General features: G+C 68.2%; 11 protein-coding genes and 1 rRNA gene. 10 read left to right on the top strand and 2 right to left on the bottom strand.

What is annotated here, in order from left to right:
• Positions 1 to 86 precede the first annotated feature (86 nt).
• The 6 genes from eccD (at position 87) to RLT58_RS09180 (ending at position 7,153) form a co-directional block, all read left to right on the top strand.
• Positions 87 to 1,586 (top strand): type VII secretion integral membrane protein EccD, encoded by a 1,500-nt coding sequence (gene eccD / locus RLT58_RS09205; RefSeq protein WP_311309916.1) that lies wholly within the window; start codon positions 87 to 89, stop codon positions 1,584 to 1,586.
• A 176-nt stretch (positions 1,587 to 1,762) separates the two neighbouring features.
• Positions 1,763 to 2,053 carry a 30S ribosomal protein S15 gene (gene rpsO, locus RLT58_RS09200; RefSeq protein WP_018551846.1) on the top strand — a complete coding sequence of 97 codons (291 nt, stop codon included), beginning with the start codon at positions 1,763 to 1,765 and terminating at the stop codon, positions 2,051 to 2,053.
• 269 nt (positions 2,054 to 2,322) lie between these two features.
• Positions 2,323 to 4,536, top strand: a complete 2,214-nt coding sequence (locus tag RLT58_RS09195; RefSeq protein ID WP_311314451.1) for a polyribonucleotide nucleotidyltransferase — start codon at positions 2,323 to 2,325, stop codon at positions 4,534 to 4,536.
• On the top strand, positions 4,533 to 5,912 hold the full coding sequence (locus RLT58_RS09190) for a M16 family metallopeptidase (RefSeq protein WP_311309915.1): 1,380 nt from the start codon (positions 4,533 to 4,535) through the stop codon (positions 5,910 to 5,912). Before RLT58_RS09195 ends, RLT58_RS09190 begins: the two co-directional genes overlap by 4 nt.
• Before the next feature lie 25 nt (positions 5,913 to 5,937).
• A complete protein-coding gene (gene dapB / locus RLT58_RS09185) occupies positions 5,938 to 6,690 on the top strand; it encodes a 4-hydroxy-tetrahydrodipicolinate reductase (RefSeq protein ID WP_311309914.1) in 753 nt (250 codons plus the stop codon).
• A gap of 13 nt (positions 6,691 to 6,703) precedes the next feature.
• Complete coding sequence (locus RLT58_RS09180; protein WP_311309913.1) at positions 6,704 to 7,153, top strand: tetratricopeptide repeat protein; 450 nt, start codon at positions 6,704 to 6,706, stop codon at positions 7,151 to 7,153.
• A gap of 10 nt (positions 7,154 to 7,163) precedes the next feature.
• Here RLT58_RS09180 and RLT58_RS09175 read toward each other — a convergent pair whose 3' ends face one another.
• Both RLT58_RS09175 and RLT58_RS09170 read right to left on the bottom strand, forming a co-directional pair.
• Complete coding sequence (locus RLT58_RS09175; protein ID WP_311309912.1) at positions 7,164 to 7,715, bottom strand: SCO5741 family PH domain-containing membrane protein; 552 nt, start codon at positions 7,713 to 7,715, stop codon at positions 7,164 to 7,166.
• A gap of 94 nt (positions 7,716 to 7,809) precedes the next feature.
• On the bottom strand, positions 7,810 to 8,049 hold the full coding sequence (locus RLT58_RS09170; RefSeq protein WP_311309911.1) for a hypothetical protein: 240 nt from the start codon (positions 8,047 to 8,049) through the stop codon (positions 7,810 to 7,812).
• A gap of 187 nt (positions 8,050 to 8,236) precedes the next feature.
• Here RLT58_RS09170 and thyX point away from each other — a divergent pair, with 187 nt between their 5' ends.
• The 4 genes from thyX to RLT58_RS09150 all read left to right on the top strand — a co-directional run bounded on the left by thyX (position 8,237) and on the right by RLT58_RS09150 (position 13,911).
• A complete protein-coding gene (thyX, locus tag RLT58_RS09165; RefSeq protein WP_311309910.1) occupies positions 8,237 to 8,974 on the top strand; it encodes an FAD-dependent thymidylate synthase in 738 nt (245 codons plus the stop codon).
• A gap of 152 nt (positions 8,975 to 9,126) precedes the next feature.
• On the top strand, positions 9,127 to 10,026 hold the full coding sequence (gene dapA, locus RLT58_RS09160) for a 4-hydroxy-tetrahydrodipicolinate synthase (RefSeq protein WP_311309909.1): 900 nt from the start codon (positions 9,127 to 9,129) through the stop codon (positions 10,024 to 10,026).
• 129 nt (positions 10,027 to 10,155) lie between these two features.
• Complete coding sequence (locus tag RLT58_RS09155; protein WP_311309908.1) at positions 10,156 to 11,841, top strand: ribonuclease J; 1,686 nt, start codon at positions 10,156 to 10,158, stop codon at positions 11,839 to 11,841.
• A 544-nt stretch (positions 11,842 to 12,385) separates the two neighbouring features.
• Positions 12,386 to 13,911: ribosomal RNA gene (locus tag RLT58_RS09150) — 16S ribosomal RNA — on the top strand.
• Positions 13,912 to 14,131 lie beyond the last annotated feature (220 nt).

The raw sequence follows: 14,131 nt of genomic DNA, 5'->3' as shown, positions 1-14,131 counted from the left end.
ACCGTCTTCGCCCCATTCCGCCCGATAGGGTTGCGCGCGCATCGTGAGCGACCCGCGCAGTGCGCGGAGCAGGGGGACCGGTACACGTGAGTACGACCGCGGCGACGGGCTTTCGCCGGATCACCGTCGTGACGCCCGACCGCCGCATCGACGTCGCCCTGCCCGAGGACATCGCCGTCGCCGACATCCGGCCCGAGATCCTCCGCCTCACCGGCCGGGCCCAGGCCGCCGCCACCCCCACCGGCCACCACCTCGTGCGCCTCGACGGCACGGTCCTGGACGACACCCGCACCCTCGCCGCCCAGCAGGTCCTCGACGGGGAGCTGCTCAGCCTGCGCCCGTTCGCGGACTCGCTGCCGCCTCCCGTCTTCGACGACGTCCCCGACGCGGTCGCCGCCGCCGTCGGCCGCGACCGCCGCCTCTGGGACGACGGCCTGCTGCGCGGCGCGGGACCGGCGGGCGGCGCGCTGCTGCTCGTCCTGACGGCCCTCGTCCTCTGGTTCACCGACCCGGCCCGCCACGTCATGCACGGCCTGCCCGGGGTCGTCGCGGGCGCGGCGGGACTGCTGCTCACCGCCGTCGCCGGGGTACGCGCCCGGGCCTACGCGGACCGCGCCACCGCCCTCGCCCTCGGCCTGGGCGCCCTGCCCCTCGTCCTCGTCGCGGGCACCGGCCTCCTCGCCCCGGACACCGGCCGCGGCGCGGGCCGGATGCAGCTGCTGCTCGGCTGCGCCGCCGTCCTCGTCGCCTCGGCCGTCCTGGTCGCCCTCACCCCGGACGGCGACGCCCCGTTCGTCGCGACCGCCTTCCTCGCAGCCGCCGGCGCCCTCGCGGCCTTCGGCGCGATCCTCACCGAGGCATCCGCCACCGCGACCGCCGCCGTCTGCGCCCCCGCCGCCCTCGGCCTCGTCGCCTTCCTGCCCGGCCTCTCGGCCCGCTTCGCCCGGCTCCCCGTGGGATACGACCCGCCGCGCCCCGTCACCGGCGGCTACGACCCGTACCCCGACGCCTTCGGCGGCCCCCGCGACGACCCGGACCGGGGCGGCGCCCGCCTCGACGCCGTCGACGCCCGTCTGGTCGCGGAGCGGGCCCGGCGCGGCCACGAACTGCTGCTCGGCCTGGTCGGCGGCTGCGCCGCCCTCGTCGTGGCGGCTGCCGCAGTGCTCGGCTTCTCCGACAACGTCTGGGCCCGCCTGCTGGCCCTCGCCGCCGGACTCGCGATGCTGCTGCGCGCCCGCCTCTTCCGCTACACCGCGCAGGTCGCCTGCGTCCTGGCGGCGGGCGCCGGCGCGATCGCCGCACTGGTCCTCGGCCTGGCCCTCACCCCGCCCGCCGAGCTGACGGCGGCCCTGGTCCGCAGCGGCGGCCGCGCCGCCCTCGACCTGCGTACGCTCGGGCTCTGCGCGGCCCTCACCGCCGGTGCCGCCCTGCTCACCGCCGCCGGCACGGCCGTACCGCGCAAGGGCCTCTCGCCGTTCTGGGGCCGCTGCCTGGACCTGGCCGAGAGCGCGCTCCTGCTCTCCCTCGTCCCGCTCTGCCTGGCCGCGCTCGACGTGTTCGACCGGGCCAGGGCCCTCACCGGCTGAGCCCGTCGGGGGCGGGTCCGGACGGCTGGTAGTCTGGCTGTGGCCGTTTGTGTACGCGTTCCCGGTTCGCTCTGGGAGCTGCGCTCATCGGACCTTCGCTCCCGAGTCACTCAAGCTCCCCTGAGATCAAGACCAGGGGCACTCGTGGGCGCATCGAACACCAAGAGGAGTACCGCGTGCCGCTCGACGCCGCTACGAAGAAGCAGATCATGACCGAGTTCGCGCAGAAGGAGGGCGACACCGGTTCCCCCGAGGTTCAGGTCGCCATGCTCTCGCGCCGTATCTCGGACCTGACGGAGCACCTCAAGACGCACAAGCACGACCACCACTCCCGTCGTGGTCTGCTGATCCTGGTCGGCCAGCGTCGCCGCCTCCTGCAGTACCTGGCCAAGAAGGACATCCAGCGCTTCCGTGCGCTCGTCGACCGCCTCGGCATCCGCCGTGGCGCGGCCGGCGGCGCCAAGTAAAGACGCTGTCGAAGGGAGCGGTACCCACTTCCAGGGGACCGCTCCCTTTGCCGTACGTGCGGTACCGGGCCCAAGCTCAGTAACCTGGACGTACAACACCAGACGAGGAGAGGCGCCCCACGGCCGCCGCCGGTCCTCGGTAGTGGCCCCCGGGACAACGCCCGGGAGCTTCGATCGAAGACCGGCCCCGCACACACGGTGCGCTTCTCCGCCCGTCCTGCGCCACACGGGCGCCAGGACGAAAGACGACGAGTATGGAGAAATCACTAGTGGAGAACGAGACCCACTACGCCGAGGCCGTTATCGACAACGGAACCTTCGGCACCCGCACCATCCGCTTCGAGACGGGCCGCCTGGCCAAGCAGGCCGCAGGCTCCGCCGTCGCGTACCTGGACGACGACACCATGGTGCTGTCGGCCACCACCGCTTCCAAGCGGCCCAAGGACAACCTCGACTTCTTCCCCCTGACGGTGGACGTCGAGGAGCGGCAGTACGCCGCCGGCAAGATCCCCGGCTCCTTCTTCCGCCGGGAGGGCCGCCCCTCCGAGGACGCGATCCTCACCTGCCGCCTGATCGACCGCCCGCTGCGCCCCTCCTTCAAGAAGGGCCTGCGCAACGAGATCCAGATCGTCGAGACGATCATGGCGCTCAACCCCGACCACCTGTACGACGTGGTCGCGATCAACGCCGCCTCCGCCTCCACGATCCTGGCGGGCCTGCCCTTCTCCGGCCCGATCGGCGCCACCCGCGTCGCCCTGATAAAGGGCCAGTGGGTCGCGTTCCCGACGCACACCGAGCTCGAGGACGCCGTCTTCGACATGGTCGTCGCCGGCCGCGTCCTGGAGGACGGCGACGTCGCGATCATGATGGTCGAGGCCGAGGCCACAGAGAAGACCATCCAGCTGGTCAAGGACGGCGCCGAGGCCCCGACCGAAGAGGTCGTCGCCGCCGGTCTGGAAGCAGCGAAGCCGTTCATCAAGACGCTCTGCAAGGCCCAGTCGGACCTCGCCGCCAAGGCCGCCAAGCCCACCGGCGAGTTCCCCGTCTTCCTCGACTACGAGGACGACGTCCTGGAGGCCCTCACCAAGGCCGTCAGCACCGAGCTCGCCAAGGCGCTCACCATCGCCGGCAAGCAGGAGCGCGAGGCGGAGCTCGACCGCATCAAGGAGATCGCGGGCGAGAAGCTCCTCCCGGCCTTCGAGGGCCGCGAGAAGGAGATCTCCGGTGCCTACCGCGCGCTGACCAAGAAGCTGGTCCGCGAGCGCGTCATCAAGGACAAGGTCCGCATCGACGGCCGCGGCGTCACGGACATCCGTACGCTCGCCGCCGAGGTCGAGGCCATCCCGCGCGTGCACGGCTCGGCGCTCTTCGAGCGTGGCGAGACCCAGATCCTGGGCGTCACCACCCTCAACATGCTCCGGATGGAGCAGCAGCTGGACACCCTCTCCCCGGTGACCCGCAAGCGCTACATGCACAACTACAACTTCCCGCCGTACTCCGTCGGTGAGACCGGCCGCGTGGGCTCGCCCAAGCGCCGCGAGATCGGCCACGGCGCGCTCGCCGAGCGCGCCATCGTGCCGGTGCTGCCGTCGCGCGAGGAGTTCCCCTACGCGATCCGCCAGGTCTCCGAGGCGCTGGGCTCCAACGGCTCGACGTCCATGGGCTCGGTCTGCGCCTCCACCATGTCGCTGCTGAACGCCGGTGTGCCCCTCAAGGCCGCCGTCGCCGGTATCGCCATGGGTCTGATCTCGCAGGAGATCGACGGCAAGACCCACTACGTCGCCCTCACCGACATCCTCGGTGCGGAGGACGCGTTCGGTGACATGGACTTCAAGGTCGCCGGTACGAAGCAGTTCGTGACCGCGCTCCAGCTCGACACCAAGCTCGACGGCATCCCCGCCTCGGTCCTGGCCGCCGCGCTGAAGCAGGCCCGTGACGCCCGCCTCCACATCCTCGATGTGATGAACGAGGCCATCGACGTCCCGGACGAGATGTCCCCGAACGCCCCGCGGATCATCACCGTCAAGATCCCGGTGGACAAGATCGGTGAGGTCATCGGCCCCAAGGGCAAGATGATCAACCAGATCCAGGAGGACACCGGCGCCGACATCACGATCGAGGACGACGGCACCATCTACATCGGTGCCCAGCAGGGCTCGCAGGCCGAGGCCGCGCGCGCCACGATCAACGCGATCGCCAACCCGACCATGCCGGAGGTCGGCGAGCGCTACCTGGGTACGGTCGTCAAGACCACCACCTTCGGTGCGTTCGTCTCCCTGATGCCCGGCAAGGACGGCCTGCTGCACATCTCGCAGATCCGCAAGCTCGCCGGTGGCAAGCGCGTGGAGAACGTCGAGGACGTGCTCGGCGTCGGTGCCAAGGTCCAGGTCGAGATCGCCGAGATCGACTCCCGCGGCAAGCTCTCCCTCATCCCCGTCATCGAGGGCGAAGAGGACGAGAAGAAGGACGACACCGACAAGTGACGTCCCGTAGTTCCGCGACGACGGCCCGCCCCTCCTCGGAGGGGCGGGCCGTCGCCCGTACCCAAACGCTTCTCAAGGGCAGCAACGGCATCGGCACGGTCCGCCGCACGGTCCTCCCCGGCGGCCTGCGCGTGGTCACCGAGACCCTGCCCTCCGTACGCTCCGCCACCTTCGGCATCTGGGCCAACGTCGGATCACGCGACGAGACCCCGAGCCTGAACGGCGCGACCCACTACCTCGAACACCTCCTCTTCAAGGGCACCGCCAAGCGCAGCGCCCTCGACATCTCCTCCGCGATCGACGCGGTCGGCGGCGAGATGAACGCCTTCACGGCGAAGGAGTACACCTGCTACTACGCGCGGGTCCTCGACACGGACCTGCCGCTGGCCATCGACGTGGTCTGCGACATGCTGACCGGCTCGCTGATCGCCGCCGAGGACGTCGACGCCGAACGCGGCGTGATCCTCGAGGAGATCGCGATGACGGAGGACGACCCGGGCGACTGCGTGCACGACCTGTTCGCGCACACGATGCTCGGCGACACCCCGCTCGGCCGCCCGGTCCTCGGCACCGTCGACACGATCAACGCCCTGAACCGGGGCCAGATCGCCCGCTTCTACAAGAAGCACTACGACCCCACGCACCTGGTCGTCGCGGCGGCCGGCAACGTCGACCACGCCACGGTCGTGCGCCAGGTCCGCAGGGCCTTCGAGCGCGCCGGCGCCCTGAGCCGCACCGACGCCGTCCCCACGGCCCCGCGCGAGGGCTCCCGCACGCTGCGCACGGCAGGCCGGGTCGAGCTGCTGAACCGCAAGACCGAGCAGGCCCACGTGGTCCTCGGCATGCCCGGACTGGCCCGCACCGACGAGCGCCGCTGGGCGCTCGGCGTACTCAACACCGCCCTCGGCGGCGGCATGAGCTCCCGCCTCTTCCAGGAGGTACGGGAGAAGCGCGGCCTCGCCTACAGCGTCTACTCGTACACCTCGGGCTTCGCGGACTGCGGGCTCTTCGGTGTGTACGCGGGCTGCCGGCCCAGCCAGGTCCACGACGTCCTCAAGATCTGCCGCGACGAGCTGGACAGGGTCGCGTCGGACGGACTGGACGACGAGGAGATCAGCCGCGCCATCGGCCAGCTCTCCGGCTCCACCGTCCTCGGCCTGGAGGACACCGGCGCGCTGATGAACCGCATCGGCAAGAGCGAACTGTGCTGGGGCGAGCAGATGTCGGTCGACGACATGCTCGCCCGGATCGCGGAGGTGACCCCGGACGACGTCCGCGCGGTCGCGGGCGAGGTCCTCGGACACCGCCCCTCGCTCTCCGTCATCGGCCCGCTCAAGGACAAGCAGGCCGGCCGCCTCGAAGAAGCGGTCTCGTAACTCCTCCCGTGAAGGAAGCAGAGCAATGAGCAAGCTGCGCGTGGCCGTTCTCGGTGCCCGGGGCCGTATCGGCTCCGAGGCGGTACGAGCGGTCGAGGCCGCCGACGACCTGGAGCTGGTGGCCGCACTCGGCCGGGGCGACAAGCTGGAGACCCTCACGGAATCCGGCGCCCAGGTCGTCGTCGAACTGACCACCCCCGACTCGGTGATGGACAACCTCGACTTCTGTATCGCGCACGGCATCCACGCGGTGGTCGGCACCACCGGCTGGACCGACGAACGGCTCGCGCGGCTGAACACCTGGCTCTCCGGCTCTCCGGAGACCGGTGTGCTCATCGCGCCGAACTTCTCCATCGGCGCGGTCCTCACGATGAGGTTCGCCCAGCAGGCGGCCCGCTACTTCGAGTCCGTCGAGGTCATCGAGCTGCACCACCCGAACAAGGCCGACGCCCCCTCGGGCACCGCCGCGCGCACGGCCCAGCTCATCGCCGAGGCCCGCCGCGCGGCCGGCTCAGCCCCCCAGCCGGACGCCACCGCCACGGCACTGGACGGGGCGCGCGGCGCGGACGTCGACGGGATCCCGGTCCACTCGGTACGCCTCCGGGGCCTCCTGGCCCACCAGGAGGTGCTGCTCGGCGGCGAGGGCGAGACCCTCACCATCCGGCACGACTCCCTGCACCACAGCAGCTTCATGCCGGGCATCCTGCTCGGCGCGCGCCGCGTGGTGACCGCTCCCGGCCTCACGTTCGGCCTGGAACACTTCCTCGACCTGAACTGACTGAGCCCACGCCATGCGCGCAAAGATCACTTACGTCGTCACCGCTGCCGTCCTGGTCTTCTACTTCGTCCTGGTCGGCAGCCGTGGCGTCCTGCTCATCGAGCACGGCACGCTGATCACGGTGACCTTCGGGATCTCCGTGCTGATCCTGCCGGCGATCGGCATCTGGTTCCTCTGGAAGAACACCCAGTTCGTCCGCCGGGCCAACGCCCTGGCCGCCGAGCTCGACGCCGAGGGCGGCCTGCCGGTCGACGAACTCGTCCGCACACCCAGCGGCCGCATCGACCGGGACTCCGCGGACGCGGTGTTCGCCCGCCGCCGCGAGGAGACCGAGGACGCCCCCGACGACTGGCGCTGCTGGTTCCGCCTCGCCGTGGCCTACCAGGACGCCAGGGACACCCCCAGAGCCCGCAAGGCCATGCAGCGCGCGATCGCGCTGCACGGCCTCGCCGTCAAGTCCTAGCCGTCAGGTCTTAGCCCTGGCGGTACTCGTCGCCCCAGGCCTCGATCGTGTCGGCGGCCCGGTCGAACGCCTCGCCACGCGCGAGGAAGTCCGCGTTGGAGTCGGTGAGCAGCGGCGGCACCGCGTCCCCGCCCTTGCGGACGACGATCAGGGCCTGGCCCTGCACCGTACGGGGGAAGCCGAGCCACTTCACCGGCTGCTGCACCGTCCGCACGGCCGCGGCGCGGTTCCACGGCACGGTCGTGGTCCGGAAGAAGCCGACCCGGCGCACGCCGTGCCGGCTCACCCATGCGCCGATCCGCAGCATGCGCAGCGCGCAGAGGATGATCGCGAGGCCGAGCGCGAGGCAGGCGCCCGCGCCGGGCAGCGCTCCGGCGAACGCGATGATCATCCCGGCGAACAGGATGAACGAGGCGAGCAGCAGGAGGCCGGCCGCGGCAGCGACCCGCCAGGGCCCGGGGCGGTAGGGCCGCCGCCAGCTGTCATGGTCGTCGAACGGCAGCGCGGCATCCTCCGCGCTCGCGTCAAATGCGCGGTCGGCCGTCAGAAAGGGCAGGGGCACGACTGGTCCTCACTCACAAGCACGCTCGATTGCTGTGCCCGGTGAGGCTACCGAGGAGATGACCGGCCGGACCACCCGAGGGGGCCCGTACGAGTCAACGCCCGTGCGCGGCCTCGGTCTGCTGGCCGTGCGACGGGGCCTGGTCCGGTGCCAGGGCCGGCAGCCCCAGCAGCAGCGAACCGGCGAGCCCCGCGACGACGGCGAGACCGACCAGGCCGCGCCCGGCCAGCTCGGGAAGGGTGCTGCGGCGGCGGGGCGGCGGTGTGACGTTACTGCGGAATCGGTCGGCCTCGGCCACGAACGAGAACGGGACGGATTCACGCCGGCGGAACATGAGCTGACTCTCCTTAGCACTGCGTTTCGGGTGGTGCCAATGAGTCAGACGTACGAGAAGCCCGATCGGTGCCCGGAAACACCGGATTGACCGAAGAAATCCTACGGAGAACCGGTGCGTCCGGCACTGCTTCGCGGCCCGTAAAGTGGTCGCCGCCCGAGCGACGCCATTGGAAGGACCCCCGCCGGTGACCGACACCCCCGAGCCCGCAAAGCCCAGCTTCCGCAGCGATGTCACCGTTGACCTGGTGAAACACGCCGCAGGCGACTCCGACGTCCTGTTCGCCGCCCGTGTCTCCACGGCCGGTGAGCAGTCCCTCGAAGAGGTCACCAAGGATCCTGAGCGCTCCAAGGGGCTCATCAACTTCCTCATGCGGGACCGGCACGGAAGTCCGTTCGAGCACAACTCGATGACCTTCTTCATCAGCGCCCCGATCTTCGTCTTCCGCGAGTTCATGCGGCACCGCGTCGGCTGGTCGTACAACGAGGAATCGGGCCGCTACAGGGAGCTGGAGCCGGTCTTCTACGTCCCGGGGGAGTCCCGCAAGCTCGTCCAGCAGGGCCGCCCCGGCAAGTACGAGTTCGTCGAGGGCACCGAGGCGCAGCAGGAGCTCACGGGCCGCGTCATGGAGGACTCCTACCGCCAGGCGTACGACGCGTACCAGGAGATGCTGGCCGCCGGCGTGGCCCGCGAGGTGGCCCGTGCGGTGCTTCCGGTCGGCCTGTTCTCCTCGATGTACGCCACGTGCAACGCCCGCTCGCTGATGCACTTCCTCGGCCTGCGGACGCAGCACGAGCTGGCGAAGGTCCCCTCCTTCCCGCAGCGGGAGATCGAAATGGTGGGTGAGCAGATGGAGGCGCACTGGGCCCGGCTCATGCCGCTCACCCATGCAGCCTTCAACAAAAATGGACGCGTCGCTCCATAGGCGGTGTCCGTATTGCGGCGTTTCGTGAAGTTCATCTAGGCTGATCAAACGGACCCGGCACTGCTTGAACCCCCGAGCAGGCAGTGCCGGGCTCCTCTTGCTTGTCCCCCCGAGGGGGCACCGTGCGCCGAGCAACGAGTAGCGTGTTACCCATGGCTCCGATCTCCACTCCGCAGACCCCCTTCGGGCGGGTCCTCACCGCTATGGTCACGCCGTTCACGGCGGACGGCGCACTCGACCTCGAGGGCGCCCAGCGGCTCGCCACCCACCTGGTGGACGCAGGCAACGACGGCCTGATCATCAACGGCACCACCGGCGAGTCCCCGACCACCAGCGACGCGGAGAAAGACCAGCTCGTACGGGCTGTACTCGAAGCGGTGGGGGACCGGGCGCACATCGTCGCCGGCATCGGGACCAACGACACCCGCCACAGCATCGAGCTCGCCCGCACCGCCGAGCGCACCGGCGCACACGGCCTGCTCGCCGTGACGCCGTACTACAACAAGCCGCCGCAGGAGGGCCTGCTGCGGCACTTCACCGCCATCGCGGACGCCACCGGTCTGCCGGTGATGCTCTACGACATTCCGGGCCGCAGCGGTGTGCCGATCGACACAGAGACACTCGTACGGCTGGCGGAGCACCCGCGCATCGTCGCCAACAAGGACGCCAAGGGCGACCTCGGCCGCGCCAGCTGGGCCATCGCCCAGTCCGGCCTCGCCTGGTACTCCGGCGACGACATGCTGAACCTCCCGCTCCTGTCCGTCGGCGCGGTCGGGTTCGTCTCGGTCGTCGGCCATGTCGTCACCCCGGACCTGCGGGCCCTCATCGAGGCCCACCTCGGCGGAGACGTGCAGAAGGCCACGGAGATCCACCAGAAGCTGCTGCCGGTCTTCACCGGCATGTTCCGCACCCAGGGCGTGATCACCACCAAGGCCGCGCTGACCCTCCAGGGTCTGCCCGCCGGCCCGCTCCGCCTCCCGATGGTGGAACTCACCGCGCAGGAGACGGCGCAGCTCAAGATCGATCTCGCCGCCGGCGGGGTACAGCTGTAACCACGGACTTCACAACTGAATACGCGAAGAAATCGCAAGTGAGCACCACCAAAGACAACAGCAAGTGCACGAATGACATGCGCGCCACGTGCCCAAGCGGTACGTGGCGCGCGTGGTAAGGAGAGTCTTTTGAGTCATCCGCATCCTGAACTCGGCACCCCGCCGAAGCTCCCGAAGGGCGGCCTGCGGGTCACCCCGCTCGGCGGCCTCGGCGAAATCGGCCGCAACATGACGGTCTTCGAGTACGGCGGCCGCCTGCTCATCGTCGACTGCGGTGTCCTCTTCCCCGAGGAGGAGCAGCCCGGGATCGACCTGATCCTGCCGGACTTCACCACCATCCGGGACCGCCTCGACGACATCGAGGGCATCGTCCTCACGCACGGACACGAGGACCACATCGGTGGCGTCCCGTATCTGCTGCGCCTGAAGCCCGACATCCCGCTGATCGGCTCCAAGCTGACCCTCGCGCTCATTGAGGCCAAGCTCCAGGAGCACCGCATCCGTCCGTACACCCTCGAGGTCACGGAGGGGCAGCGGGAGCGCATCGGAGTCTTCGACTGCGAGTTCATCGCCGTCAACCACTCCATCCCGGACGCGCTCGCGGTCGCCATCCGCACCCCCGCGGGCATGGCCGTCGCCACCGGTGACTTCAAGATGGACCAGCTTCCGCTGGACGGCCGCCTCACCGACCTGCACGCGTTCGCCCGGCTGAGCGAGGAGGGCATCGACCTGCTGCTCTCCGACTCGACGAACGCCGAGGTCCCCGGCTTCGTACCGCCCGAGCGGGACATCCAGAACGTCCTGCGCACGGTCTTCGCCAACGCGCAGAAGCGCATCATCGTGGCGAGCTTCGCCAGCCATGTGCACCGCATCCAGCAGATCCTGGACACGGCCCACGAGTACGGCCGCAGGGTCGCCTTCGTCGGGCGCTCGATGGTCCGGAACATGGGCATCGCCCGCGATCTGGGCTATCTGAAGGTTCCCGCAGGTCTCGTCGTCGACGTCAAGACCCTCGACGACCTGCCCGACGACGAGGTCGTGCTCGTCTGCACGGGCTCGCAGGGCGAGCCGATGGCGGCCCTGTCCCGGATGGCCAACCGCGACCACCAGATCCGCATCGTCCAGGGCGACACGGTCATCCTGGCGTCGTCGCTGATCCCGGGGAACGAGAACGCGGTCTACCGCGTGATCAACGGTCTGACCCGCTGGGGCGCCAACGTCGTCCACAAGGGCAACGCCAAGGTCCATGTCTCGGGCCATGCCTCGGCCGGCGAGCTGCTGTACTTCTACAACATCTGCAAGCCGAAGAACCTGATGCCGGTCCACGGCGAATGGCGCCACCTCCGGGCCAACGCCGAGCTGGGCGCCCTCACCGGCGTTCCGAAGGACCACATCGTCATCGCCGAGGACGGCGTGGTCGTCGACCTGATCGACGGCAAGGCCAAGATCGTCGGCAAGGTCCAGGCGGGCTATGTCTACGTCGACGGCCTCTCGGTCGGCGATGTCACCGAGACCTCCCTGAAGGACCGCCGCATTCTCGGCGACGAGGGCATCATCTCGGTCTTCATCGTGGTCGACAGCTCCTCCGGCAAGATCGTGGGCGGCCCCCACTTCCAGGCCCGGGGATCCGGCATCGACGACGCCGCGTTCAGCGCGGTCGTCCCGAAGGTCGAAGAGGCGCTCAACAAGTCGGCCCAGGACGGCGTGATGGAGCCGCACCAGCTCCAGCAGCTGGTCCGTCGCACGGTGGGCAAGTGGGTCTCCGACACCTACCGCCGGCGCCCGATGATCCTTCCCGTCGTGGTCGAGGTCTGACCCCGACAGGCGCGAACTCCGGAGCGGGGCCCTCGATTTGCATCGGGGCGCCCCGCTCCAGTACGTTTACGGCTCCGCCTCACCGGGAAACACCGCGCGCACTCGTGCGCCCACGCTTCCCGCAGGGGGCGGGGAATTTCCGACTCAGAACTTCTGATAAAGTCGGAGCCGCCGGAAAGGGAAACGCGAAAGCGAAGAACTGGAAAGCGGAAAATGCGAGACCCGCTTCGACCGGGAATCGGACACGAAAGAGTCTGATAGAGTCGGAAACGCAAGACCGAAGGGAAGCGCCCGGAGGAAAGCCCGCAGGGGTGAGTACGAAGGAAGCGTCCGTTCCTTGAGAACTCAACAGCGTGCCAAAAGTCAACGCCAGATATGTTGATACCCCGGCCTGCTTCGGCAGGTTGGAGGTTCCTTTGAAAGTCCTGCACAGACCCTTCGGGGTTTGGTAGGCGATGAACACAGCGAGGACACAGTGGACGATCGGTCTTATTCCGGCCTGATTGTTCCGCTCTCGTGGTGTCGACCCGATTACGGGAAAACATTCACGGAGAGTTTGATCCTGGCTCAGGACGAACGCTGGCGGCGTGCTTAACACATGCAAGTCGAACGATGAAGCCCTTCGGGGTGGATTAGTGGCGAACGGGTGAGTAACACGTGGGCAATCTGCCCTTCACTCTGGGACAAGCCCTGGAAACGGGGTCTAATACCGGATAATACTTTCTCTCTCATGGGGGAAGGTTGAAAGCTCCGGCGGTGAAGGATGAGCCCGCGGCCTATCAGCTAGTTGGTGGGGTAACGGCCTACCAAGGCGACGACGGGTAGCCGGCCTGAGAGGGCGACCGGCCACACTGGGACTGAGACACGGCCCAGACTCCTACGGGAGGCAGCAGTGGGGAATATTGCACAATGGGCGAAAGCCTGATGCAGCGACGCCGCGTGAGGGATGACGGCCTTCGGGTTGTAAACCTCTTTCAGCAGGGAAGAAGCGAAAGTGACGGTACCTGCAGAAGAAGCGCCGGCTAACTACGTGCCAGCAGCCGCGGTAATACGTAGGGCGCAAGCGTTGTCCGGAATTATTGGGCGTAAAGAGCTCGTAGGCGGCTTGTTGCGTCAGTTGTGAAAGCCCGGGGCTTAACCCCGGGTCTGCAGTCGATACGGGCAGGCTAGAGTGTGGTAGGGGAGATCGGAATTCCTGGTGTAGCGGTGAAATGCGCAGATATCAGGAGGAACACCGGTGGCGAAGGCGGATCTCTGGGCCATTACTGACGCTGAGGAGCGAAAGCGTGGGGAGCGAACAGGATTAGATACCCTGGTAGTCCACGCCGTAAACGTTGGGAACTAGGTGTTGGCGACATTCCACGTCGTCGGTGCCGCAGCTAACGCATTAAGTTCCCCGCCTGGGGAGTACGGCCGCAAGGCTAAAACTCAAAGGAATTGACGGGGGCCCGCACAAGCAGCGGAGCATGTGGCTTAATTCGACGCAACGCGAAGAACCTTACCAAGGCTTGACATCGCCCGGAAAGCCGTAGAGATACGGCCCCCCTTGTGGTCGGGTGACAGGTGGTGCATGGCTGTCGTCAGCTCGTGTCGTGAGATGTTGGGTTAAGTCCCGCAACGAGCGCAACCCTTGTTCTGTGTTGCCAGCATGCCCTTCGGGGTGATGGGGACTCACAGGAGACTGCCGGGGTCAACTCGGAGGAAGGTGGGGACGACGTCAAGTCATCATGCCCCTTATGTCTTGGGCTGCACACGTGCTACAATGGCCGGTACAATGAGCTGCGATGCCGCGAGGCGGAGCGAATCTCAAAAAGCCGGTCTCAGTTCGGATTGGGGTCTGCAACTCGACCCCATGAAGTCGGAGTTGCTAGTAATCGCAGATCAGCATTGCTGCGGTGAATACGTTCCCGGGCCTTGTACACACCGCCCGTCACGTCACGAAAGTCGGTAACACCCGAAGCCGGTGGCCCAACCCCTTGTGGGAGGGAGCTGTCGAAGGTGGGACTGGCGATTGGGACGAAGTCGTAACAAGGTAGCCGTACCGGAAGGTGCGGCTGGATCACCTCCTTTCTAAGGAGCACTTCTTACCGGGCTTGCCCGGTCAGAGGCCAGTACACCGGCGAATGTTCGGTGCTGGTTGCTCATGGGTGGAACGTTGACTATTCAGTACCTGGTGGTTCTACCGGGTCGTAAGTACTGCTCCTCGGAGCGTGGAAAACGAACCGGTTGAATTCCGGGTGCTGGGCGCGCTGTTGGGTGTCTGAAGGTATGGCCGCAAGGTTGCCTTCAA

Origin of the sequence: Streptomyces sp. ITFR-16 (assembly GCF_031844705.1) — a bacterium.
Taxonomy (GTDB): domain Bacteria; phylum Actinomycetota; class Actinomycetes; order Streptomycetales; family Streptomycetaceae; genus Streptomyces.
This window is presented reverse-complemented; position numbering and strand designations above follow the sequence as displayed.

Bases quoted from the DNA above. Each gene is read 5' to 3' on its own strand.
- dapB (WP_311309914.1), top strand. From the start codon at position 5,938: ATGAGCAAGCTGCGCGTGGCCGTTCTCGGTGCCCGGGGCCGTATCGGC.
- RLT58_RS09180 (WP_311309913.1), top strand. From the start codon at position 6,704: ATGCGCGCAAAGATCACTTACGTCGTCACCGCTGCCGTCCTGGTCTTC.
- RLT58_RS09170 (WP_311309911.1), bottom strand. From the start codon at position 8,049: ATGTTCCGCCGGCGTGAATCCGTCCCGTTCTCGTTCGTGGCCGAGGCC.
- dapA (WP_311309909.1), top strand. From the start codon at position 9,127: ATGGCTCCGATCTCCACTCCGCAGACCCCCTTCGGGCGGGTCCTCACC.